Origin of the sequence: Burkholderia sp. AU38729, assembly GCF_020419725.1 — a bacterium.
In the GTDB taxonomy this organism is placed as follows: Bacteria; Pseudomonadota; Gammaproteobacteria; order Burkholderiales; family Burkholderiaceae; genus Burkholderia.
The window spans coordinates 316272-338712 of the sequence record NZ_JAIZQO010000008.1; the positions used below are offsets into that span (position 1 = coordinate 316272).

At 68.8% G+C, this 22441-nt stretch carries 20 protein-coding genes; 6 read left to right on the forward strand and 14 right to left on the reverse strand.

Annotated elements, in window-relative coordinates:
* The first annotated feature begins 47 nt into the window (after positions 1-47).
* The 3 genes from LGM56_RS22555 to rsmA are packed head-to-tail and all read left to right on the forward strand — an operon-like array spanning position 48 to position 3284.
* Positions 48-1406 (forward strand): peptidylprolyl isomerase, encoded by a 1359-nt coding sequence (locus LGM56_RS22555; RefSeq protein ID WP_089495605.1) that lies wholly within the window; start codon positions 48-50, stop codon positions 1404-1406.
* Between the two features lie 11 nt (positions 1407-1417).
* On the forward strand, positions 1418-2407 hold the full coding sequence (gene pdxA, locus LGM56_RS22560) for a 4-hydroxythreonine-4-phosphate dehydrogenase PdxA (RefSeq protein WP_089495604.1): 990 nt from the start codon (positions 1418-1420) through the stop codon (positions 2405-2407).
* Positions 2408-2456: 49 nt separating this feature from the next.
* Positions 2457-3284 carry a 16S rRNA (adenine(1518)-N(6)/adenine(1519)-N(6))-dimethyltransferase RsmA gene (rsmA, locus tag LGM56_RS22565; RefSeq protein WP_089495603.1) on the forward strand — a complete coding sequence of 276 codons (828 nt, stop codon included), beginning with the start codon at positions 2457-2459 and terminating at the stop codon, positions 3282-3284.
* A 95-nt stretch (positions 3285-3379) separates the two neighbouring features.
* Here the strand turns inward: rsmA and LGM56_RS22570 are convergent, their stop codons facing one another.
* Complete coding sequence (locus tag LGM56_RS22570; RefSeq protein ID WP_226206819.1) at positions 3380-4315, reverse strand: DMT family transporter; 936 nt, start codon at positions 4313-4315, stop codon at positions 3380-3382.
* 421 nt (positions 4316-4736) lie between these two features.
* On the opposite strand from LGM56_RS22570, the gene gloA reads away from it, so the two are divergent.
* A complete protein-coding gene (gene gloA / locus LGM56_RS22575) occupies positions 4737-5126 on the forward strand; it encodes a lactoylglutathione lyase (RefSeq protein WP_226206820.1) in 390 nt (129 codons plus the stop codon).
* Positions 5127-5234: 108 nt separating this feature from the next.
* Here the strand turns inward: gloA and LGM56_RS22580 are convergent, their stop codons facing one another.
* Genes LGM56_RS22580 through glyQ form a run of 5 tightly spaced genes read right to left on the reverse strand, consistent with a single transcriptional unit; the run spans position 5235 to position 10677 of the window.
* The gene (locus LGM56_RS22580) at positions 5235-6122 is read right to left on the reverse strand and encodes a M48 family metallopeptidase (protein ID WP_226206821.1); all 888 of its coding nucleotides are present in this window, start codon (positions 6120-6122) and stop codon (positions 5235-5237) included.
* A 46-nt stretch (positions 6123-6168) separates the two neighbouring features.
* Positions 6169-6933: a lysophospholipid acyltransferase family protein gene (locus tag LGM56_RS22585; protein ID WP_089495599.1), complete on the reverse strand. Its 765-nt coding sequence runs from the start codon at positions 6931-6933 to the stop codon at positions 6169-6171.
* Between the two features lie 43 nt (positions 6934-6976).
* Positions 6977-7540, reverse strand: coding sequence for a D-glycero-beta-D-manno-heptose 1,7-bisphosphate 7-phosphatase (gmhB, locus tag LGM56_RS22590; RefSeq protein ID WP_089495598.1), 564 nt, complete (start codon positions 7538-7540; stop codon positions 6977-6979).
* Positions 7541-7550: 10 nt separating this feature from the next.
* Positions 7551-9650, reverse strand: a complete 2100-nt coding sequence (gene glyS, locus LGM56_RS22595; protein ID WP_226206822.1) for a glycine--tRNA ligase subunit beta — start codon at positions 9648-9650, stop codon at positions 7551-7553.
* Between the two features lie 22 nt (positions 9651-9672).
* The gene (gene glyQ, locus LGM56_RS22600) at positions 9673-10677 is read right to left on the reverse strand and encodes a glycine--tRNA ligase subunit alpha (protein ID WP_011885965.1); all 1005 of its coding nucleotides are present in this window, start codon (positions 10675-10677) and stop codon (positions 9673-9675) included.
* Positions 10678-10998: 321 nt separating this feature from the next.
* Between glyQ and LGM56_RS22605 the strand changes: the two genes are divergently transcribed.
* Positions 10999-12654: a hypothetical protein gene (locus LGM56_RS22605; protein WP_226206823.1), complete on the forward strand. Its 1656-nt coding sequence runs from the start codon at positions 10999-11001 to the stop codon at positions 12652-12654.
* 88 nt (positions 12655-12742) lie between these two features.
* On the opposite strand, the gene lnt is transcribed toward LGM56_RS22605, so the two are convergent.
* From lnt to LGM56_RS22645, 8 genes are all read right to left on the reverse strand, one after another.
* Positions 12743-14431: an apolipoprotein N-acyltransferase gene (gene lnt / locus LGM56_RS22610; RefSeq protein WP_226206824.1), complete on the reverse strand. Its 1689-nt coding sequence runs from the start codon at positions 14429-14431 to the stop codon at positions 12743-12745.
* Positions 14432-14483: 52 nt separating this feature from the next.
* Positions 14484-15371 carry an HlyC/CorC family transporter gene (locus LGM56_RS22615; protein ID WP_089426284.1) on the reverse strand — a complete coding sequence of 296 codons (888 nt, stop codon included), beginning with the start codon at positions 15369-15371 and terminating at the stop codon, positions 14484-14486.
* Positions 15372-15678: 307 nt separating this feature from the next.
* Positions 15679-15831 (reverse strand): hypothetical protein, encoded by a 153-nt coding sequence (locus tag LGM56_RS22620; protein WP_174972906.1) that lies wholly within the window; start codon positions 15829-15831, stop codon positions 15679-15681.
* Between the two features lie 70 nt (positions 15832-15901).
* A complete protein-coding gene (locus LGM56_RS22625) occupies positions 15902-16534 on the reverse strand; it encodes a gamma-glutamylcyclotransferase (RefSeq protein ID WP_089426283.1) in 633 nt (210 codons plus the stop codon).
* A gap of 12 nt (positions 16535-16546) precedes the next feature.
* The gene (gene ybeY, locus LGM56_RS22630) at positions 16547-17323 is read right to left on the reverse strand and encodes an rRNA maturation RNase YbeY (protein WP_226206825.1); all 777 of its coding nucleotides are present in this window, start codon (positions 17321-17323) and stop codon (positions 16547-16549) included.
* A 147-nt stretch (positions 17324-17470) separates the two neighbouring features.
* The gene (locus LGM56_RS22635) at positions 17471-18517 is read right to left on the reverse strand and encodes a PhoH family protein (RefSeq protein ID WP_089426281.1); all 1047 of its coding nucleotides are present in this window, start codon (positions 18515-18517) and stop codon (positions 17471-17473) included.
* Positions 18518-18546: 29 nt separating this feature from the next.
* Complete coding sequence (miaB, locus tag LGM56_RS22640) at positions 18547-19920, reverse strand: tRNA (N6-isopentenyl adenosine(37)-C2)-methylthiotransferase MiaB (protein ID WP_226206826.1); 1374 nt, start codon at positions 19918-19920, stop codon at positions 18547-18549.
* 217 nt (positions 19921-20137) lie between these two features.
* On the reverse strand, positions 20138-21070 hold the full coding sequence (locus LGM56_RS22645) for a LysR family transcriptional regulator (protein ID WP_226206827.1): 933 nt from the start codon (positions 21068-21070) through the stop codon (positions 20138-20140).
* Positions 21071-21214: 144 nt separating this feature from the next.
* Here LGM56_RS22645 and LGM56_RS22650 point away from each other — a divergent pair, with 144 nt between their 5' ends.
* Positions 21215-22390 carry an MFS transporter gene (locus tag LGM56_RS22650; RefSeq protein WP_226206828.1) on the forward strand — a complete coding sequence of 392 codons (1176 nt, stop codon included), beginning with the start codon at positions 21215-21217 and terminating at the stop codon, positions 22388-22390.
* Positions 22391-22441 lie beyond the last annotated feature (51 nt).

Below are 22441 nucleotides of genomic sequence, written 5' to 3' on the forward strand. Positions count from 1 at the left end.
GGCTTGTCTGCACCGGTCAGCACGATTTCAATGGAGTTCCAGTGGCAATGAAGAAAACCCTTCGTTTCGCGGCAGTCGTGTCCAGCCTCGCTGCGGCCTCCGCGCTGCTCGCCGCCGCGCCGGCCGCGGCGCAGGCGCTCGGTTCGCAAGGTGCGCAGCTCGCCGACGAAGTCGTCGCGGTCGTCAACAACGACGTGATCACGGGCCGCGAACTCGACCAGCGTGCCGGCCTGATCGCGCGCCGGCTGCAGCAGCAGAACGCACCGGTGCCGCCGACCGACCAGTTGCGCGCGCAGGTGCTGAACCAGATGGTGCTCGAGCGTATCCAGGTGCAGAAGGCCAAGGACGACGGGATCCGCATCGACGACGCGACCGTGCAGGCCACGCTGCAGCGTCTCGCGCAGGCGAACGGCATGACGCTCGAGCAGTACCGCGCGCGTCTCGAGGCGCAAGGCGTGCCCTGGAGCATCTTCACGAGCGACGCGCGTACCGAACTGATGCTGTCGAAGCTGCGCGAGCGTGAGGTCGACGGCAAGATCACCGTGTCGGACGCCGAGGTCGCGAACTACATCGCGAGCCAGCGCGGCCCGAGTGCGTCGCAACAGCAGGACCTGCGCTTCCAGCACATCTTCATCAAGGCGCCGACCAACGCGCCGCAGGCCGACATCGAAGTCGCGCAGAAGAAGGCTGACGCGTTGCTGCAGCAGGCGAAGTCGGGCGCCGACTTCGAGAAGCTCGCGAAGAACAATTCGGAAGCGAACGACGCGAAGAAGGGCGGCGACCTCGGCTTCAAGGCGCCGAGCGCGCTGCCGGCCGACGTCGTCGACGCCGCATCGAAGCTGCGCCCGGGCCAGGTCAACCCGACGCTGATCCGCGTGCCGGACGGCTTCGAGATCGTGCGCCTCGTCGATCGTCGCCAGAGCCAGGGCGCGACCGCCGCCGCACCGAAGATCGTGCAGACGCACGTGCGCCACATCCTGTTGCGCGTGGGTGAAGGCAAGTCGGAAGGCCAGGCGCGCCAGCAACTGGCCGACATCCGCAACCAGGTCGAGGCCGGTGGCGATTTCGCGAAGTTCGCGCGCACTTACTCACAGGACGGTTCGGCGTCGCAAGGCGGCGATCTCGGCTGGATCAGCCCGGGCGAGACCGTGCCGGAATTCGAGCGCGCGATGAACAACCTGCAGGACGGCCAGGTCAGCCAGCCGATCCGGACCGAGTACGGCTATCACCTGATCCAGGTGCTGAGCCGCCGCGAAGCGGAAGGCTCGGTGCAGCAGCAGATGGATATCGCGCGTCAGGCGATCGGCCAGCGCAAGGCCGAGCAGGCCTATGCCGACTGGCTGCGCGAGCTGCGCGATTCGTCGTACGTGCAGTACAAGATCGGCGGCGTCGGCCCGGCGAACTGAGCGAGCTTCGGATGACCACACCCGCGCTGCAGATCGCGATCACGACTGGCGAACCCGCGGGGGTCGGCCCGGAGCTGACCGTGCAGGCGCTGCGTGATGCCGCGCAGCGCTGGCCCGACGCACATTTCACCGTGCTCGGCGATGCGACGCTGCTCGACGCGCGTGCGGCGGCCGTCGACGCCGACCGCGCCACGCTGGCCGGCAGCGGGCCGGTGTCGGTCGCGCATCACGCGCTTGCCGTGCCCGTGCAGGCGGGCAAGCTGGACGCCGCGAACGGCCCGTACGTGCTCGGGTTGCTCGACGCGGCGATCGACGGTGCGCTGGCAGGCCGGTACGATGCGATCGTCACCGCGCCGCTGCAGAAGAGCACCATCAACGATGCGGGCGTGCCGTTCACCGGCCATACCGAATACCTGGCGGAGCGCACGCATACGCCGCGGGTCGTGATGATGCTGGCCGGTACCGGCCACCAGCCGCTGCGCGTCGCGCTCGCGACCACGCACCTGCCGCTGAAGGACGTGTCCGCCGCACTCACGGTCGACGGGCTCGTCGAGACACTCGCGATCATCGATCGCGACCTGCGGCGCGACTTCGGTCTCGCCGCACCGCGCATCCTCGTGACGGGCCTGAACCCGCACGCGGGCGAGAACGGTTATCTCGGCCGCGAGGAGATCGACGTGATCTCGCCGGCGCTGGCCCGCGCGAACGCGCAGGGCATCGACGCGCGCGGCCCGTATCCGGCCGACACGCTGTTCCAGCCGCGCCATCTCGCGGACGCCGATTGCGTGCTCGCGATGTTCCATGACCAGGGCCTGCCCGTGCTGAAGTATGCGACGTTCGGCGAGGGCATCAACGTGACGCTCGGGCTGCCGATCATCCGGACGTCGGTCGATCACGGCACGGCACTCGATCTGGCCGGCACCGGCCGCGCGGATCCGGGCAGCATGATCGCCGCGCTCGACACGGCCGTCACGATGGCGCGTCATCGCCGCACGGCCTGACGCGGCCCGGTTTCACCTCTTTCGTCGTATTTTTCGTTTTACTCAGTCGATGTCGAACAGCAGACAGCACCAAGGCCATTTCGCGCGCAAGCGCTTCGGGCAGAACTTCCTCGTCGATCACGGCGTGATCGACTCGATCGTTTCGACGATCGGTCCCGCGCGCGGCCAGCGCATGGTCGAGATCGGCCCCGGGCTCGGTGCGCTGACCGAGCCGCTGATCGAGCGCCTCGCGACGCCCGAGTCGCCGCTGCATGCAGTGGAGCTCGACCGCGACCTGATCGGGCGCCTGCAGCAACGTTTCGGCGCGCTGCTCGAACTGCACGCAGGCGACGCGCTCGCGTTCGACTTCCGGTCGCTCGCGGCGCCCGGCGACAAGCCGTCGCTGCGGATCGTCGGCAACCTGCCGTACAACATATCCAGCCCGCTGCTGTTTCACCTGATGACGTTCGCCGATGCGGTCATCGACCAGCATTTCATGCTGCAGAACGAAGTCGTCGAGCGGATGGTCGCGGAGCCGGGCACGAAGGCGTTTTCGCGTCTGTCGGTGATGCTGCAGTACCGCTACGTGATGGAGAAGATGCTCGACGTGCCGCCGGAATCGTTCCAGCCGCCGCCGAAGGTCGATTCCGCGATCGTTCGGATGATTCCGTACGAACCGCACGAACTGCCGGACGTCGATCCCGTGCTGCTCGGCGAAATCGTCACCGCCGCGTTCTCGCAGCGCCGCAAGATGCTGCGCAATACGCTCGGCGACTATCGCGAGTCGATCGATTTCGACGCGCTCGGCTTCGATCTCGCACGCCGTGCGGAGGACGTGAGCGTGGCCGAATACGTCGGCGTCGCGCAGGCGCTCGCGGCGGTGCGCAAGGCCGGTTGAGGCCGGTTACGCGAGCCGTACCGGATGCGAACAAGAGGCTGCCTTGCGAGGCAGCCTTTTTTATTGCGTGGGCGCGCGCGTGCTGCGCCGGGTCGTCATGCACGCCGGCGCGGCGGCGCGTTGACGAGCGCGATGCCGGTCAGCACGAGCGCGGCCGCGGACATGAAGCGCCAGCCGACCGATTCGCCGAGCAGCAGCACGCCGAACGCGACGCCGAACAGTGGCGACAGGAACGTGAAGACCGACAGGCGCGACGCACTGTAGCGCGTCAGCAGCCAGAACCACGACAGGTAGCTGACGAACGCGACGATCACCGACTGGTACGCGAGGCTTGCCACAGCGACCGGCGTGACGTGCGCGAACGACACCTGGCCGAACAGCGCGGCAAGCGCGACCAGCACGACCGCCGATACCGCGAGCTGGTAGAACAGCGTCTTGCTTGCACTCGCCCGCGCGAGCGCCGTCGAGCGCACGACGACCGTCGTCGCGGCCCACATCGCGCCGCCGAGGATCCCGAGCGCGTCGCCGGCGAGCCCTGCCAGTACCGACGCGCCGGGCCCGCGCGGTTTCAGGAAGCCGTCCGCGAATGCGAGCGCGATGCCGGCGAATGCCAGGCCGACGCCGGCCCACTGCGTGCGCTGCAGCCGTTCGCCCGGTGCGAACAGGTGCAGGCCGAGCGCGGTGAAGCAGGGTGCCGTGTACAGGAAGATCGCCATGTGCGACGCGCTCGTCAGCGTCAGCCCGAAGAACACGCAGATGAATTCGCCGGCGAACAGCGCCCCGGCCGCGAGGCCCGCGCCGAACGTGCCGTCCGCCTGGAACAGCGGCGTACCGCGCGAGCGGGCCCAGCCCCACAGCAGCACCGCCGCGATCACCGAACGCAGCCCGGCCTGGAACATCGGCGCGATCGCGGCGTTCGTGCTCTTGATCGCGACTTGCTGGAAGCCCCAGATCGCGCATAGCAGCAGCATCAGGCCGACGGCGCGCGTGTCGAGCGCGCGGCGCACGGGGGCGGCGGCGAGCGTGGTCATCGGCGAACCTCGCCGGTTCGGCGCGGCAGCTGCATGATCGGGAGGGCGGCGCATCCGGCGCGCTCGAATCGGCGGTTTCGCACGGCAGTGTGGCTGTCTCGGGGGAGGGGTGGTCGCGTTCGGGCACTAGGTCGCATGCCCGTTTTTGGTGCGAGGTGGAAGGATGTTACCCGATCGGCGCAGCCGCCGGGCGCGTCGGATCGTGCCGCTTTCCGCCGTTGTGCTCGCGCCGGTTGATGTCGACGAATCGTATTGGCGCACTCGGGCGAGGCGCCTCCGGCTGGACGCCCGTGGGCAGCCGCGGCGGCGCTCCCGGCCAGGCGCCCCCCGGCTAGGCGCCCCCGGCTAGGCGCCCCCGGCGAAATTCACCCGACTCCGGTAAAATTCCCGGTTCTGGAAAGTCCCCACAGGAGTACAACACATGCGATTGCTGCATACGATGCTGCGAGTCGGCGATCTCGACCGCTCGATCAAGTTCTACACCGAATTGCTCGGCATGAAGGTGCTGCGCCGCGACGACTATCCGGAAGGCAAGTTCACGCTCGCATTCGTCGGCTACGGCGACGAATGCGACAACACGGTGATCGAGCTGACCCATAACTGGGATACGCCGGCCTACGACCTCGGCAACGGCTTTGGCCACCTCGCGCTCGAAGTCGACGACGCGTACAAGGCCTGCGAGCAGATCAAGGCGCAAGGCGGCAAGGTCACGCGCGAAGCGGGCCCGATGAAGCACGGCACGACCGTGATCGCGTTCGTCGAGGATCCGGACGGCTACAAGATCGAGTTCATTCAGAAGAAGGCACGCTGAGCGCCGGATGAACCGGGCTGCGGCGTGCGATGGGCGCCGCGGCAGCAAAAGAGGGCGATGCGGGGTGACCCGCATCGCCCTTTTCCGTTGGCGGCGACGCCGTGCGTATCACAGCGACGGCAGCAACTCGGGCGGGTGATGCTTGAGCGTGTGCCGTGCTTCGCGGAACTCGGGGAAGATCGATTCGACGGTCAGCCAGAAGGCCGGGCTGTGGTTCATCTCGCGCAGGTGCGACAGCTCGTGTGCGACGACGTAGTCGATGATCGACATCGGGAAATGGATCAGCCGCCAGTTCAGCCGGATCTTGCCGTCGCTCGAGCAGCTGCCCCAGCGCGTCGCGGCCGACGACAGCGCGTACATCGAATACGTGACGCCGAGTTTCTCCGCATAGACGGCGAGGCGTTCGCCGAAGATCCGCTTGGCTTCGCCCTGCAGCCAGCCCTGCACGCGATCCTTGATCTGCTGCATGTCGGCCTGCACGGGCAGCGGCAGCGAGAGCCGCAGCGCATCGGTGTCGAACGCGACGGCGCCCGCGCCGAGTGCGATCGTCACCGTCTTGCCGAGATAGGGAAGCGCTGCGCCGTCGCGCCAGTCGATCTGCGGCAGCGCGCGCTGTTCGGTGCGCGTCTTCCACTCCGCGAGCTTCGCGAAGATCCAGCGCTGTTTCTCGGAGATTGCCGCTTCGATGTCGGCGAGCGTGACCCAGCGCGGTGCTGTGATCGACAGCCCGCTGCCGTCGATCGTGAAGCCGATCGTGCGGCGCGCGGAGCGCTTCAGGCGGTATTCGAGCACGCGGCTGTCGAGTGCGAACGTGCGCACGCGCGAGCGGTCGGGCGCCAGGCCCGGATCGAGGGGCGCCGCGGGCGCCGCTTCGGGCGGCGCCGGCGGCGTGGCGGGCGCCGACGGCGCGGCGGCCGGCCCGTCGAAGAGCGGCAGGTCCATCTGGCGATGATCGAGAGCCACGACGGCAGGCCGTGGCCGCGGACGCTGTTTCATCAGTTCGCTTCTTTTTGTCGTACGCAACGGCTGCAACCTGGGGGCGTCAGACACGCGCGGCATCGCGCGTGCCCGCATTGCCCGACTGGCGATACGAATCGGGATCGATCCGGCGCATTTCCGCTTCGATCCATGCTTCGACCTGCGAGTTCAATGCATCGGGCGTCAGCCCCTCGCTCGCGATCGGCTTGCCGATCGACACGGTGACGACGCCCGGGAATTTCGTGAACGAGTTGCGCGGCCACACCCGACCTGCATTGTGCGCGATCGGCACGACCGGTGCGCCGGTTTCGATCGCGAAGCGCGCGCCGCCCGTCTTGTACTTGCCCTGCTTGCCGACCGGCGTGCGCGTGCCTTCCGGGAACATGATCATCCATGCGCCTTCCGACAGACGCTTCTTGCCCTGGCGGATCACCGACGTGAACGCGTTCTTGCCTTCCTTGCGGTTGATGTTGACCATGTGCAGCATCCCGAGCGCCCAGCCGAAGAACGGCACGTACAGCAGCTCGCGCTTGAACACGTAGCAAAGCGGCCTCGGCATCAGCGCCGGAAACGCGAGCGTCTCCCACGCGGACTGGTGCTTCGACAGCAGCACCGCCGGGCCGTCGGGCAGGTTCTCGTACCCTTCGATCCGGTAGCGGATGCCGTTCAGCCAGCGCACGACCCACAGCGTCGACTTGCACCAGCCGGCGGCCATCCAGTAGCGCGCGTCGGAGCGCATGAACGGAAAGGCGATGAAGCACGCGGTGGCATACGGCACCGTGTACAAGACGAAGTAGATCAGCAGCAGCAGGGAGCGGACGAAGCGCATCGGCGTAAGTCTGGCGTTAGGGAGGATGCGCGCGGCGGCTGCATCACTCGTGTTCGTGTGAAAGGAAATCGAGCGCGAACGCGCGCAGGTCGTCGTGGACCTTCGTGCCGGGCGGCAGGTTGCCGGCGGCGAGCGTTTTCTTGCCCTTGCCGGTGAGCACGAGGTGCGGCTGGAAGCCGACCGCGACACCGGCCTGCAGGTCGCGCAGCGAATCGCCGACGACCGGCGTGTGATCGGGATCGATCTCGAAGCGCTCGGTGATCATCTGCATCATGCCGGGTTTCGGCTTGCGGCAGTCGCAGTGATCCTCGGCCGTGTGCGGGCAGAAGAACACCGCGTCGATACGTGCGCCGACCGCAGCCGCCGCGCGATGCATCTTCAGATGCATCTCGTTGAGGGCGGCCATGTCGAACAGCCCGCGACCGATGCCGGACTGGTTGGTCGCGACGACCACGCGATAACCCGCGTGGTTGAGCCGGGCGATCGCCTCGAGGGCGCCGGGCAGCGCGATCCATTCGTCGGTTGTCTTGATGAACGCATCCGAATCGACGTTGATCACGCCGTCCCGGTCGAGGACGACGAGCTTTCGGTTGGGGCTGGTCGGCATCGTGCGGCCCTTATGCGGCGAGCTTCGAGATGTCGGCGACGCAGTTCATCTGCTGGTGCAGCGCGGACAGCAGCGCGAGACGGTTCGCGCGCAGTGCCGGATCTTCCGCGTTGACCATCACGTCGTTGAAGAACGTGTCGACCGGTGCGCGCAGCGCGGCGAGCGCCGACAGCGCGCCCGTGTACGCACGCGCCTCGAGCTGCGACTGCACGTGCGGCGTCACGGCCGCGAGCTGTTCGTGCAGCGCCTTCTCGGCCGCCTCGACGAGCAGCGTCGGCTGCACCGTGCCGTTCGCGCCGCCTTCCGACTTCTTCAGGATGTTCGAGATCCGCTTGTTCGCGGCCGCGAGCGCTTCGGCTTCCGCGAGGCGCGTGAACTCGCGCACCGCGTCGAGGCGCGCGACGAGATCGTCGACACGCGTCGGGTTCAGGCTCAGCACCGCATCGATTTCCCCGGCCGAATAGCCGCGCTCGCGCAGCAGGCCGCGCAGGCGGTCCATGAAGAACGCGAGGATCGCATCGGTCGATTCGGCCACGCCCGGCACGCCTTCGAAGCGTGCATGGGCCGTGCGCAGCAGCGATACGAGATCGAGCGGCAGCTGCTTCTCGAGCAGCAGGCGCAGCACGCCGAGCGCGTGGCGGCGCAGTGCGAACGGATCCTTCTCGCCGGTCGGCGCGAGGCCGATGCCCCAGATGCCGACGATCGTCTCGAGCTTGTCGGCCAGCGCGACGGCGGTCGACACCGGCGTGGTCGGCAGTGCGTCGCCGGAGAAGCGCGGCTGGTAGTGCTCGGCGCAGGCGAGCGCGACGTCGTCGGCTTCGCCGTCGTGGCGCGCGTAGTACGTGCCCATCGTGCCCTGCAGTTCCGGGAACTCGCCGACCATGTCGGTCAGCAGGTCGGCCTTCGCGAGACGCGCGGCGCGCTTCGCGTGCGTGGCGTCGGCACCGATCGCGGGTGCGATCTCGCCGGCCAGCGCCTCGAGGCGCTCGACGCGTGCGAGCGCCGAACCGAGCTTGTTGTGATACACGACGTTCGCGAGCTGCGGCACGCGGTCGGCGAGCGGCTTCTTCTTGTCCTGCTCGAAGAAGAACTTCGCATCGGCGAGGCGCGGGCGCACGACGCGCTCGTTGCCTTCGATGATCTCGCCCGGCGTCTTCGTCTCGATGTTCGACACGATCAGGAAGCGCGAGCGCAGCTTGCCGGCGACGTCGGTCAGCGCGAAATACTTCTGGTTGGTTTGCATCGTGAGGATCAGGCATTCCTGCGGGACCTGCAGGAATTCGTCCTCGAAGCGGCACGGGTAGACGACCGGCCATTCGACCAGCGACGTCACTTCGTCGAGCAGCGACTCGGGCATCACGACGGTATCGCCGTTCGCGTGCTCGTTCAGTTGCGTGCGGATCGTTTCGCGGCGATCGGCGAACTGCGCGATCACGCGGCCCTTGTCGCGCAGCGTGTCGGCGTAGCTGCGCGCATGCTGGATCGCGACGAGGCCGTCGGACAGGAAGCGGTGGCCGAGCGTGGTGTCGCCGGCGTCGACGCCGAATGCGGTGACGGGCACGATGCGATCGTCGTGCAGCACCGTCAGGCGATGCACGGGGCGCACGAACTTCACGTCGGAGCCGTCCGGGCGCTGGTAGGTCATCACCTTCGGGATCGGCAGCTTCTCGAGCGTTTCGTCGAGCGCGGCCTGCAGGCCGTCGGCGAGCGTCGCGCCGGCTGCCGAATAGTTGATGAAGAATGCTTCGGCCTTGCCGTCCTGCGCGCGCTCGAGATCGGCGATCGACAGGTTCGGGTGGCCGAGCGCCGCGAGCTTCTTCGCGAGCGGCGCGGTCGGCTTGCCTTCGGCGTCGAGCGCGACCGACACGGGCAGGACCTTTTCGCGAACCTGCTTTTCAGGGGCGACGGCGCGCACGTTCTGCACGACGACGGCGAGGCGGCGCGGCGTGGCGTAGCGTTCGAACACGAGTTCGCCTTCGATGAGGTCGCGCGCCGCGAGGCGTTGCGCGAGACCTTCGGCGAATGCGTCGCCGAGGCGCGCGAGGGCCTTCGGCGGCAGCTCTTCGGTCAGCAGTTCGACGAGCAGGGGGGCGGGATGATTGTGCGTCATGATTGGAATGAATCTCGTCTCGTCAGTCCTGATCGATCTTGCGTTCGACCTTGAGCGGCGGCGCCCACGCCGGTTGTGCGGCGTCCTGGGCGTCGGTGGTGAGGCCCGGCACGCCCGGCGGGTTGCCGAGCATCGGGAAGCCGAGCTTCTCGCGCGAGTCGTAGTAAGCCTGCGCGACGAGACGCGACAGCGCGCGGATGCGGCCGATGTACGCCGCGCGCTCGGTGACCGAGATCGCGCCGCGCGCATCGAGCAGGTTGAACGTGTGGCCGGCCTTCAGCACGAGCTCGTACGCGGGCAGCGCGAGCTGCGCGTCGATCATCTTCTTCGCTTCCGCTTCGTAGCTGTTGAAGAACGTGAACAGCAGGTCGACGTTCGCGTGCTCGAAGTTGTAAGTCGATTGCTCGACCTCGTTCTGGTGGTAGACGTCGCCGTACGACAGGCGGCGCAGCTCGGGGCCGTTCGGGCCTTGCTCCTCCCACTCGGTCCACACGAGGTCGTACACGTTCTCGACCTTCTGCAGGTACATCGCGAGGCGCTCGAGGCCGTACGTGATCTCGCCGAGCACCGGCTTGCAGTCGAGGCCGCCGACCTGCTGGAAATACGTGAACTGCGTGACTTCCATCCCGTTCAGCCACACTTCCCAGCCGAGGCCCCACGCGCCGAGCGTCGGGTTTTCCCAGTCGTCCTCGACGAAGCGCACGTCGTTCTGCTGCAGGTCGAAACCGAGCGCCTCGAGCGAGCCGAGGTACAGGTCGAGGATGTTTTCCGGCGCCGGCTTGAGCACGACCTGGTACTGGTAGTAGTGCTGCAGGCGGTTCGGGTTCTCGCCGTAACGGCCGTCCTTCGGGCGGCGCGACGGCTGCACGTACGCGGCGCGCCACGGCTCGGGGCCGACCGCGCGCAGGAACGTGTGGACGTGCGAGGTGCCCGCGCCGACTTCCATGTCGATGGGCTGGAGCAGGGCGCAACCCTGCTTGTCCCAGTAGGACTGCAGCGTCAGGATGATTTGCTGAAACGTAAGCATGAAGAGCCTTCGTGGCGCTGGCGCTCCGTTGCGGGCGGCGCTCCGGGCGGGGCCCGGAGGGTCGGCTCGCGCGGCGGCGCGGCTTGTTAGTGTGCTGAAACGCGTAATTTTACCGGATCGGCGAGCGGATGCGGCCGGAACGCGGGAGGGCACACCGTCGGCCCTGTTCGGGCGGCCCGCGCGGGCGTGACCGATGGCCGCCGGGCGGCCGCGCGCGGCCTGGCGTGACGCGCGTGCCGCGCGGCTTCGCGCGGGCGTTAAGATGCGCGTATTGCGGTGCGCGCGACGTGTGCCGCGCCACCGCTAGCCGATTCCGACTGCATGGACGATCCGACCGATATCCTCATTCCGCTGCTTCCGCCCTTCCTCGCGCTGCTCGGGCAGGCCGCCGATGCGCAGGCGCGCGGCGAACATGCCGCGCACGATCTGTGGCTTGCCGCCGCCGCGCAGCTGCATGCGGTCGACGCCGATGCGCTCGCGCAACTCACCGGCGCGCTCGTCTCGCGGCAGCGTACGGCCGATGCGCTCGCGCTCGCCGAATGCGCGGCGCGCGTGCAGCCGGGCGCGACCGCGTACTTCAACCACGGCTACGCACTGCAGATGGCGGGCCGCCACGCGGACGCCGTGGCGCCGTATCGCGCGGCGCTGGCGCTCGATGCCGACCGGCCATCGCTGCGCAACAACCTCGCGATCGCGCTGCGGCTGTCGGGCAGCGGCCGCGCGGAGGAGATCGCGCTGCTCGAAGCGGCGGTGCGCTTCGATCCACGCGACGTGCAGGCGTGGATCAATCTCGTCGTCGCGCGGCTCGCGACGCACGACCTGGACGCCGCGCTCGCGTGCGCGGCGCGGCTCGTCGAGCTCGCGCCCGACAACGCGCTCGCGATGAACAACGTCGCGCTGGCGATGAAGGAGGCGCAGCGCTGGGACGACGCCGAGCGCTACGCGGCGCGCGCGTGCGAGCTGGCGCCCGACGACGCGTCGTTCCGCTTCAACCTGGCGATCATCCAGCTCGTGCGCGGCAACGTCGCGGCCGGCTGGCGCGGCCACGAGGCGCGCTGGGACGGCGCGGGCGAATTGCGCGGCCGCCGGCCGGTGCTGCCGGGCCCGCGCTGGCAGGGCGAGCCGCTCGCCGGCAAGACGCTGCTCGTGTGGGGCGAGCAGGGGCTCGGCGACGTGCTGCAGTTCTGCCGCTTCGTCGCGCCGCTCGCCGAGCGCGTGCACCGCGAGGGCGGCCGGCTCGTCTGGAATACGTTCCCGCTGGTGGGCACGCTGATGCAGCGCAGCCTCGGCGCGCATGCGGACGCATTCAGCGCGGGCGGCGGCATCGAATTGCTGCCGGCCTTCGATTACGAAGTGCCGCTGATCGGCCTGCCGCTGATGCTCGGCATGGAAGCGTCGACACTCGCGTCGTCGGTGCCGTATCTGCGGGCCGATCCGCATGCGCGCGATGCGTGGCGCGCGCGGCTCGCGGGCGACCGCCGGCTGAAGGTCGGGCTCGTGTGGACGGGCAGCGCGGGGCACCAGCGCAATCCGTTCCGGCGGGTCGGGCTCGAGCGCTATGCCGACGCGTTCCGCGGGATCGACGGCGTCGCGTTTTATTCGCTGCAGCCGGGCGCGAACGCGGATGTCGAGGCGGCGCGCGCGGCGGGCTTCGCGATCGAGGACGTCACGGCGGAACTGACGAGCTTCGACGATACGGCTGCGTTCATCGGCGCGCTGGATCTGGTGATCACCGTGTGCACGTCGGCCGCACACCTGGCGGGTGCGCTCGGCGCGCGCACCTGGGTGCTGCTCGACGTGAATCCGCACTGGCCGTGGCTGCTCGAACGCAAGGACAGCCCGTGGTATCCGACCGCGACGTTGTACCGGCAACCGGTTTTCGGCGCGTGGGCGCCGGTGATGGAGGAGGTGAGCCGCGACCTGCGGCGCCTCGCCGCGCAGCCGGTTCAAGCGGAGGGGGCGACCCGGCAGGCCTGAGCGGCCGGCCGTTTCGCGGCTGCGGGCCGCTGCTGCAAGTTGCATTCGACGGCGGCCGCCACGCACTGCGCAGCGGTCGCCCGTTGCGTCATTCCGGCTGGTCGTCGCCGTTCTTCTTGCCGTTGCGCCGGCGCAGCCCGGGGCCGAACGTGAAGCCGAACGCGAGCAGCACGAGCGACACCGCGAGCACGATGTTGTTGCCGCTCGTCACGTACGGCGTGAAGCCGCTGGTGCCTTCGATCCGCACGTCGAGCGAGCCGATCGTGAACGGCTTCAGCTGCCCGAGCACGCGGCCGCGCGCATCGATCGCGGCCGTCATCCCCGTGTTGGTCGCGCGCAGCATCGGCCGGCCCGTCTCGAGCGAGCGCATCCGCGCGATCTGCAGGTGCTGGTCGAGCGCGATCGTGTCGCCGAACCACGCGAGGTTCGTCACGTTGACGAGCACGCCGGGCGGCTGCGGATTGTCGCGGATCGTCGCGGCGATTTCCTCGCCGAACAAGTCCTCGTAGCAGATGTCGGCCATCACGGGCTGGTTGTGCACGAGGAACGGCTTCTGCACGGGCGCGCCGCGCGCGAAGTCGCCGAGCGGCATCTTCATCAGGTCGACGAACCACCGGAAGCCCCACGGGATGAATTCGCCGAAGGGCACGAGGTGGTGCTTGTCGTAGTGATAGATGTCGCGCGAATTCGGCGTCACGCCGTACAGGCTGTTCGTATAGTCGACGTAGTGGCCGTCCTCGGTCACCGATGCGCCGACCGCGCCGAACAGCACGGCCGAGCCCGTCGTGTCGCTGAACTTGCGGATCGCGACGGCGAACGGCTCGGGCAGCTCCTGGATCATCACCGCGATCGCGGTTTCGGGCGTGACGATCAGGTCGGCCGGCTTCTCGATGATCATCTGCGTGTACATCTTGATCGCCGCGTCGATGCCCGCTTCCTCGAACTTGATGTCCTGCTTCACGTTGCCCTGCAGCAGCCGCACCGTGAGCGGCTTGTTCGCGGGCACGGTCCACGTGACCTGCGACAGGCCGAGACCGGCCGCGATCAGCGCGAGCGCGATGCCGGCCGGCGCGGCGATGCGCACGCGCGCATCGCCGGCGCGGGGCTCGGCAAGCGGCGACGGCCGGGCGGCGGCGAGCGCCTGCACGACGAGCGCGGCGAACAGCGCGAGCACCCACGCGATCCCGTACACGCCGGCGACCGGCGCGAAGCCCGCGAACGGGCCGTCGACCTGCGGATAGCCGCTGGCAAGCCATGGGAAGCCGGTGAGGACGGTGCCGCGCAGCCATTCGCCGAGCGCCCACGCGCTCGCGAACGCGAATGCGCCGTGCCAGGTCGGCGAGAACGGCCGCGGGTCGGGCGCGCGGCGATGCCACGCATGGCCCGCGCAGAACGACCACAGCCCGGCGGAGAACGCCGGGTACAGCGACAGGTACAGCGAGAACAGCACGAGCGCGCCGCCCGCGAGCGGCGCGGCCATCTCGCCGTACACGTGCATGCTGATGTAGAGCCACCAGACGCCGGTGATGAAGTTGCCGAAGCCGAACGCGCCGCCGGTGAGCGCGGCGCTGCGCCAGCTTGCGGTGCGCGTGAGCTGCGCGAAAAACCAGACGAATACGACGAGTTGCAGCCAGCCGCCATGCGGCGTCGGTGCGAAGCTGAGCGTATTGGCTGCGCCGGCGAGCAGCGCGGCCGGGTAGTGCCAGCGCGGCAGCGCGCGGCCGGGAGTCGGCGCGAGCAGGCCGCCAGCCGGGCGGGACAGGATCGGATCGTCCATGTGAAGCGGAAGTGGGCGAGCGGTTGTGGAACGCGCGGCTGGCGCGCGACGGTCAGTCCTCGTGCGAGGTTTCGGCGCGACGGCTGGCGAGCGGATTGCGGCGCACCAGCAGTACGTGGACCTGGCGCGCATCGCCGCGCTGGATCTCGAACACGAGGTTGCCGAGCTGCAGTTTCTCGCCGCGATGCGGGACGCGGCCGAAATGATGCGTGATCAGCCCGCCGATCGTGTCGACTTCGTCGTCGGGGAAATCGGTGCCGAACGTCTCGTTGAACTGCTCGATCTCGGTGAGCGCACGCACGCGGTAGCGGCCGTCGGGCCCCGAGATGATGTTGCCGGCTTCCTCGTCGAAGTCGTATTCGTCCTCGATGTCGCCGACGATCTGCTCGAGCACGTCCTCGATCGTGATCAGGCCCGCGACGCCGCCGTATTCGTCGACGACGATCGCGAGGTGATTGCGGTTCACGCGGAAGTCGTGCAGCAGCACGTTCAGGCGCTTCGATTCGGGAATGAACACGGCCGGGCGCAGCATCCCGCGCACGTCGAATTCCTCTTCGGCATAGAAACGCAGCAGATCCTTCGCGAGCAGCACGCCGATGACGTTGTCGCGGTTCTCCTCGTACACGGGGTAGCGCGAGTGCGCCTTCTCGAGGACGAACGGGATGAAATCTTCGGGCTTGTCGGCGATGTTGATCGCGTCCATCTGGGCGCGCGGCACCATGATGTCGCGTGCGCACAGGTCGGATACCTGGAACACGCCTTCGATCATCGACAGCGAATCGGCGTCGATCAGGTTGCGCTCGTGGGCATCCTGGAGGATTTCCAGCAGCTCGCCGCGGGATTCGGGCTCGGGCGAGATGAAGTCGGTCAGGCGCTCGAGCAGCGAGCGCTTTTCTTGCGGTTTGTCGGTTAGCTTACGACTGGGATACGAATCGTTCATGGTGGTGCGCCCGGGTCATGCCGGAGCGCGCGGTCACGGAGTAGGCAAGGATACACCAAGGGCACGACGCGACCGTGTCACACCGGCCGCACGGCCAGGGTGGGCGGCTCGCGCGGGCCCCGCTCGCGGACGGCCGCGCCGGGCGCGGCATCGTCCTCGGTTCCATCCTATCTCAGAAAGGCGCGACGGGGCAGCGGCGGCAAAAAACGGGTGCGGAAGGGGTGGGGGCGTGACGCGGGAAAACGTCCGGCGGAGGTGGCTGGGGGCGGCATTCTGACGCACGCGGGTGGGGTCGCCGCGCCGCGGTTCAGAACCGCATGCCGGCCGAGCAGCCGCCGGCGGCCGCGCCGTTGGTCGCGGCGCCGCCGCAGCCCAGGATGCCGCAGCCGGACAGCGCGACGCTCGCGGCAACGAGCAGCGCGGCAATCCTGCAACGCGACCAGCGTGACGGTTTCATCATCGGGCGTGCCCTCGTTCGAATGCGCATGCGGCGCGGCAGCGCGTGGCGGCAAGCCGGGCGCCGGGCCGCGTCACCGGCATCGCGCGAGCAGCCCTTCGAGCGCGCGATCGGGGATGCCGCTCGCGCGCAGCGCGTCGACCGTGCGGCTCACGTAGTCGAGCGTCGTGCCGTAGCGGCCGGCCGCGCAGCTGAACACTTCCTTCACGACGGGATCGGTCAGCTTGCCCGTGTAGGTCGGCGCGTCGCGGCGCATCACGAACGCGAGCGCGTTCACGCGTTCGCCGCTTTCCAGCGAGCACGGCAGCCACGCGGGCCGGTACGAGCCCATCGGCATTTCGCGCTTCCACAACGTTTCGAGGTGCGGTTGCGCGGTCGGGCCGGCGAGCCGGAACGCGATGCCCGAGCAGGAGCCGCCGCGATCGAGCGCGAGCACGAGGCCCGGGCGTTCGGGCGTGCCGCGGTTCACGCGCGACCACAGGTAGAGCCCGCGGTGATAGCCATGCACCTTGCCGCGCACCGCGGCGACGGTCGGCAACCCCGGGTTCCAGATCAGCGAGCCATAGCCGAACAGCCAGAGATCCTGCTGGCCATCCCAGTCGCGCATCGTATGCGCGAGCGAGGCCGCAAGCTCGTCTTCCGTCAGCAGGCGCCCGGCGCCGATCGACGGCGGGTAGGCGGGCGGGAGCGTCGCGGCGTTGCGCATCGTGCGGAGGGCTTACTGGTACGGGTTCGGGAAGCCCAGCTTCGCGAGGATGTCGACTTCGAGCGCTTCCATTTCGGCTGCGTCCTCGTCGCTCGTCTCGTGGTCGTAGCCCTGCGCGTGCAGCGCGCCGTGCACCAGCAGGTGCGCGTAATGGGCCGTGAGCGGCTTGCCCTGGTCGTGCGCTTCCTTCTCGACGACCGGGCAGCACAGCACGAGGTCGCCGATCACGGTGCCGTCGGGCGCCGCATCGTACGCGAAGGTCAGCACGTTGGTCGGGTAGTCCTTGTGGCGGTAGCCGGCGTTCAGCGTGCGGCCTTCTTCTTCGCCGACGAAGCGCACCGTGAGCTGCGCGCTGGCGAACAGCGCGGGCTCGATCCATTCGGCGATCAGCTTGCGCTTGGGCAGCGTCTTGCGCACGTCGCTCGTGATTTCGTCACCGTATTGCACGGACAGGTCGAGTTCCAGCTCGCGCAGCGCGTCCTCGGCGTCGTCTTCGCGCGGCGCGGGCTCGGCGCCCACGTGCAGCGTCACGCTGTCGTAGTGCTCGGGCTGGAGCGCGAGCTTCGCGCGCATGGCCGGATCGTTGTGCTGCGCGACGATCGCGACGGCGGCTTCTCCCGAACTGCCCGACAGGTCGAACATCAGGCTGCGGCCATCCGGGAAGTCGATTCGCAGCCCTTGCGCGTTGACGGTCCGGGCCTTGCCCTTCGCATCGAACAGCGAAAGGCGGGGGGAGGCGGGCGCGGCCGACTGGGCGCGCCCGGACTTGCGGGAACGGGAGGATTTCATGACGCGTACGGCGATTAGGACGCGTTGAGGATACACCAAACGGCCGATCGCACCCGAATTCGCACAGGCGAAAAAAAGCCCGGCGCGCCGTGTGGCGGGCCGGGCCGGGCTGTCGGGCCGGGGCGGCGTACGGGTGCCGCCGGCCGGTCAGCCGTCCTGGTGCTGCGCGTGGAATTCGTCGTACGCCTCGACGATGCGCGCGACGAGCGGATGGCGCACGACGTCCGCGCTCGTGAAGCGCGTGAGCGCGATGCCGCGCACGCCGCCGAGCACCTGCTGCGCCTCGACGAGGCCGCTCTTATGGCCGCGCGGCAGGTCGACCTGGCTCGTATCGCCGGTCACGACCGCCTTCGAGCCGAAGCCGATCCGCGTGAGGAACATCTTCATCTGCTCGGGGGTCGTGTTCTGCGCCTCGTCGAGGATGATGAACGCGTGGTTCAGCGTGCGACCGCGCATGTACGCGAGCGGCGCGATCTCGATCATCTGGCGTTCGAACATCTTCGCCGTCTTGTCGAAGCCGAGCAGGTCGTACAGCGCGTCGTACAGCGGACGCAGGTACGGGTCGACCTTCTGCGCGAGATCGCCCGGCAGGAAGCCGAGCCGTTCGCCGGCCTCGACGGCCGGGCGCGTCAGCACGATCCGCTTGACCTGGTCGCGCTCGAGCGCGTCGACCGCGCACGCGACCGCGAGGTAGGTCTTGCCGGTGCCGGCCGGCCCGATGCCGAACGTCACGTCGTGCGACAGGATCTGCTTCAGGTACTCGCGCTGCGCCGGCGTGCGGCCGCGCAGGTCGGCGCGCCGCGTGTAGAGCTTCGGCGCGGGCTCCTCGTCCGGCTCGCTGGCGTCGAGCTGCACGACGGGCTCGTCGAACGGATGGTCGGGGTCGCCGCGAAAGCGCACGTCGAGCGTGTCCTGGCGGCCGTTGCCGGACGTGTGGCGCACTTCGACCAGCGCGAGCTGGATGTCGTCGACCGACAGCGCATCGCGCGCGCGGTTGTAGAAGTTCTCGAGCGCGGCGAGCGCGAGCTTGGCGCCGCGCCCGCGGATCGCGATCCGGTGGCCGCGTCGCGACAGCGTGACGTCGAGCGCCTGTTCGATCTGCCGCAGGTTCTCGTCGAGCGGGCCGCAGAGGTTGGCGAGGCGCGCGTTGTCGTCGCGCGGCGCGACGAATTCCAGTGCTTGGGTCGGCTTCAAAGTGGCGTCGGGCTCCTGTTGAGCGTCAGTCAGTGCGTGGCCGCGCTCGCGTCGTCGCTGACGAGCACGAGTTCGCCGCGCAGCGAATGCGGGTAGGCGTGGTTGATCTTCACGTCGATCATCTGGCCGATCAGGCGCGGGTGCGACGCGAGCGGCGCCGGGAAATTCACGACCCGGTTGTTCTCGGTACGGCCCGCGAGTTCGTTCGGGTCCTTGCGCGACGGGCCCTCGACGAGGATCCGCTCGACCTTCCCGACCATCGACGCGCTGATGCGCGCGACGTTTTCCTCGATGGTCGCCTGCAGATGTTGCAGGCGTTTGAGCTTCACTTCGCGCGGCGTGTCGTCATGCAGGTTCGCAGCCGGCGTTCCGGGGCGCGGGCTGTAGATGAACGAGAAGCTGGTGTCGTAGCCCATCTCGTGCACGAGCGCCATCATCTTGTCGAAATCGTCCTCGGTCTCGCCGGGGAAGCCGACGATCATGTCGGTCGACAGCGACAGGTCCGGGCGGATCGCGCGCAGCTTGCGGATCACCGACTTGTATTCGAGCACCGTGTAGCCGCGCTTCATCGCCATCAGGATGCGGTCGGAGCCGTGCTGGACGGGCAGGTGCAGGTGGCTCACGAGCTTCGGCACCTTCGCGTAGGTGTCGATCAGGCGCTGCGTGAATTCCTTCGGGTGCGACGTCGTGTAGCGGATCCGCTCGATGCCGGGGATGTCGGCGACGTATTCGATCAGCGTCGCGAAATCGGCGATTTCCGACGAGCCGGCCGCGAGCGCGCCGCGATACGCGTTCACGTTCTGGCCAAGCAGCGTGACTTCGCGCACGCCCTGGTCGGCGAGGCCGGCCACTTCGGTCAGCACGTCGTCGAGCGGGCGCGACACTTCATCGCCGCGCGTGTACGGCACCACGCAGTAGCTGCAGTACTTCGAGCAGCCTTCCATGATCGACACGAACGCGCTCGGCCCCTCGACGCGCGCGGGCGGCAGGTGGTCGAACTTCTCGATTTCGGGGAACGAGATGTCGACCTGCGCACGGCCGCTCTCGCGGCGCGCATCGATCATCTGTGGGAGGCGGTGCAGGGTTTGCGGGCCGAACACGAGGTCGACGTACGGCGCACGCGACACGATCGATGCGCCTTCCTGGCTCGCGACGCAGCCGCCGACGCCGATCAGCAGGCCGGGCTTCGCTTCCTTCAGCTCGCGCACGCGGCCGAGATCGGAGAACACCTTCTCCTGCGCCTTTTCACGCACCGAGCAGGTGTTGAACAGGATGATGTCCGCGTCTTCCGGCGTATCGGTCTTTTCGAGGCCTTCGGCCGCATTCAGCACGTCCACCATCTTGTCCGAGTCGTACTCGTTCATCTGGCAGCCGAAGGTCTTTACGTAAACTTTCTTGGTCATGGGGGTTCGCCGTTCGCAGTGGTTGACCTGGGGGCGTCGTCTATAGGGTGAATCGGGACGGCCGTGCGCTGCACGCGGTTGGCGCGCAGCCAGCATGAAAAGCCGTCGGGAAAGCCTTTCATTATAGCTTTTCATGCTTGGCCGGGACGGGCGGCGGGTTGCGGCCGCGCGACGCCGCGCTCCAGGTTCCGACCCCTTGGCGTCAGCGTGCCGGCCGTCAGCGGCACGCGTTCAGCAGGTCTTCGTGCACGGCTTCCTCGCGCGCGAAGCGTTCGGCGAGAAAGTCGAGCAGCACACGCACGCGCGGCGCCATGTAGCGCTTGCCCGGATAGATCGCGTGCAGCGGCGCGCTCTGGTGGCGCCAGTCCGGCAGCAGGACCTTGAGCCGCCCGGCGCGGATGTCGTCGGCGACATCCCATATCGAGTTCAGCACGATGCCGCGGCCGCGCAGCGCCCACTCGCGGGCGAGGCCGCCGTCGTTGGTCTCGAACGCGGTGGCGAGCGGCACCGTGCAGGTCTGGGTGTCGTCGCCGCGCGTGAAGCGCCATGTGTTCATCGGGCCGGACGCCACCGTGATCACGTTGCACGGAAAGCGGGCCAGATCGTGCGGGTCACGCGGCACGCCGTGACGTTCGATGAACGACGGCGACGCGCACGGCACGCGCCGGTCCGCGGCGAGCCGGCGGGCGATCAGCGCACCGTCGGGCGGCGCCGCGAAGCGGATCGCGAGGTCGATCTCGTCCTGCCACAGGTTCACCGTCGAGTCGGACGCCGTCAGCGAGAACGTCACGTCCGGGTAGCGCGCGGTGAATTCGTCGAGCCAGTCGAGCAGCCGGCGGCGGCCGAAATCGGACGTCGCCGACAGCCGCACCCGGCCGCCGACGACGTTGCGGCCGGCCTGCAGCAGCGCGTTCGCGTCGTCGAGCGCCTGCAATGCCTGCCGGCAGCCGGTCAGGTACAGGCGGCCCTCGTCGGTGAGCCGCAACTGCCGGGTCGAACGGTCGAACAGCCGGGTGGCGACCGCCGCCTCGAGCTTCGCCAGGCGCGCGCTCGCGGCGGCCGGCGTGAGGTTCAGCTTGCGCCCGGCGGCGGACAGGCTGCCCAGTTCGGCCGCCTCGACGAACAGCCGGATATCGCCCAGTCGATCCATGCGATTTTCCAGAAATATTTGAAAATGGTTCAAACGCCACGTCAATTATCAAATATCGGCATCTTCGGGACAATGCGCACATCCTGCCTTTTGTGCGGTGCGGCACCGCCCGGGCGCCGCATCCGCCGCCTTCCGGAGAACCTCATGCCCATTCCGTTACTGGCGCTTGCGATCAGCGCCTTCGCCATCGGTACCACCGAGTTCATCATCATGGGCCTGTTGCCCGAAGTCGCGCGCGACCTGGCCGTGTCGCTGCCGTCGGCCGGCCTGCTGGTCACCGGCTACGCGCTCGGCGTCGCGGCCGGCGCGCCGCTGCTCGCGGTGCTGACGAGCCGCATGCCGCGCAAGGCCGCGCTGCAGTGGCTGATGGCGATCTTCATCGTCGGCAACGTGCTGTGCGCGACCGCGTCCGGCTACGCGATGCTGATGGTCGCGCGGGTCGTCACCTCGTTCGCGCACGGGTCGTTCTTCGGGATCGGCGCGGTGGTCGCCGCGGCGCTCGTGCCCGCCGACAAGCGCGCGAGCGCGATCGCGTTGATGTTCACGGGACTCACGCTGTCGAACGTGCTCGGCGTGCCGTTCGGCACCTTCGTCGGCCAGTTGCTCGGCTGGCGCGCGTCGTTCTGGATCGTCGCCGCGCTCGGCGTGCTGTCGCTCGGCGGCGTCGCCGCGCTGGTGCCGAACCGCCACGACAGCGGGCCGGTCGGCCTCGGCCACGAAGTGCGCGTGCTGAAGGAGCCGCAGGTGTGGCTCGCGCTGCTGATGACCGTGCTCGGCTTCGGCGGCGTGTTCGTCGTGTTCACGTACATCGCGCCGATTCTCCAGTCCGTGTCGGGCTATTCGCCGCGCGCGGTCGCGCCGATCCTCGTGCTGTTCGGCGCGGGGCTGACGATCGGCAACACGCTCGGCGGCAAGCTCGCCGACCGCGCGCTGATGCCGTCGCTGATCGCGATCCTCGTCGCGCTGATGGCCGTGATGGTCGTGTTCGCCAAGACGAGCCACCATCCGGTCGCGGCGGCCGTCACCGTGTTCGTATGGGGGATCGCCGCATTCGCGACGGTGCCGCCGCTTCAGGCGCACGTGGTCGAGAAGGCCGCGAGCGCGCCGCATCTCGCATCGACGCTGAACATCGGCGCGTTCAACGTCGGCAATGCGCTCGGCGCGTGGCTTGGCGGCGTTGCGCTGGAACACGGCCTGGCGCTCGATGCGCTGCCCTGGGTGGCCGTCGCGGTGACGTTCGCGGCGCTCGTCGTCACGTGGTGCGCGATGCGGCTCGACGCGCGCGGGCCGGCGCGCGGCACGGCGCCGGCGGCGCAATGAACGGTGCAACGCGCGGCGCCGGCACGACGCGATAGCGGCGGGAAAAGGTTC

Excerpts from the sequence above, each read along its gene's own strand:
- LGM56_RS22555 (WP_089495605.1), top strand. The coding sequence starts at position 48 with ATGAAGAAAACCCTTCGTTTCGCGGCAGTCGTGTCCAGCCTCGCTGCG.
- pdxA (WP_089495604.1), top strand. The coding sequence starts at position 1,418 with ATGACCACACCCGCGCTGCAGATCGCGATCACGACTGGCGAACCCGCG.
- rsmA (WP_089495603.1), top strand. The coding sequence starts at position 2,457 with ATGTCGAACAGCAGACAGCACCAAGGCCATTTCGCGCGCAAGCGCTTC.
- LGM56_RS22570 (WP_226206819.1), bottom strand. The coding sequence starts at position 4,315 with ATGACCACGCTCGCCGCCGCCCCCGTGCGCCGCGCGCTCGACACGCGC.
- gloA (WP_226206820.1), top strand. The coding sequence starts at position 4,737 with ATGCGATTGCTGCATACGATGCTGCGAGTCGGCGATCTCGACCGCTCG.
- LGM56_RS22580 (WP_226206821.1), bottom strand. The coding sequence starts at position 6,122 with ATGAAACAGCGTCCGCGGCCACGGCCTGCCGTCGTGGCTCTCGATCAT.
- LGM56_RS22585 (WP_089495599.1), bottom strand. The coding sequence starts at position 6,933 with ATGCGCTTCGTCCGCTCCCTGCTGCTGCTGATCTACTTCGTCTTGTAC.
- gmhB (WP_089495598.1), bottom strand. The coding sequence starts at position 7,540 with ATGCCGACCAGCCCCAACCGAAAGCTCGTCGTCCTCGACCGGGACGGC.
- glyS (WP_226206822.1), bottom strand. The coding sequence starts at position 9,650 with ATGACGCACAATCATCCCGCCCCCCTGCTCGTCGAACTGCTGACCGAA.
- glyQ (WP_011885965.1), bottom strand. The coding sequence starts at position 10,677 with ATGCTTACGTTTCAGCAAATCATCCTGACGCTGCAGTCCTACTGGGAC.
- LGM56_RS22605 (WP_226206823.1), top strand. The coding sequence starts at position 10,999 with ATGGACGATCCGACCGATATCCTCATTCCGCTGCTTCCGCCCTTCCTC.
- lnt (WP_226206824.1), bottom strand. The coding sequence starts at position 14,431 with ATGGACGATCCGATCCTGTCCCGCCCGGCTGGCGGCCTGCTCGCGCCG.
- LGM56_RS22615 (WP_089426284.1), bottom strand. The coding sequence starts at position 15,371 with ATGAACGATTCGTATCCCAGTCGTAAGCTAACCGACAAACCGCAAGAA.
- LGM56_RS22620 (WP_174972906.1), bottom strand. The coding sequence starts at position 15,831 with ATGATGAAACCGTCACGCTGGTCGCGTTGCAGGATTGCCGCGCTGCTC.
- LGM56_RS22625 (WP_089426283.1), bottom strand. The coding sequence starts at position 16,534 with ATGCGCAACGCCGCGACGCTCCCGCCCGCCTACCCGCCGTCGATCGGC.
- ybeY (WP_226206825.1), bottom strand. The coding sequence starts at position 17,323 with ATGAAATCCTCCCGTTCCCGCAAGTCCGGGCGCGCCCAGTCGGCCGCG.
- miaB (WP_226206826.1), bottom strand. The coding sequence starts at position 19,920 with ATGACCAAGAAAGTTTACGTAAAGACCTTCGGCTGCCAGATGAACGAG.
- LGM56_RS22645 (WP_226206827.1), bottom strand. The coding sequence starts at position 21,070 with ATGGATCGACTGGGCGATATCCGGCTGTTCGTCGAGGCGGCCGAACTG.
- LGM56_RS22650 (WP_226206828.1), top strand. The coding sequence starts at position 21,215 with ATGCCCATTCCGTTACTGGCGCTTGCGATCAGCGCCTTCGCCATCGGT.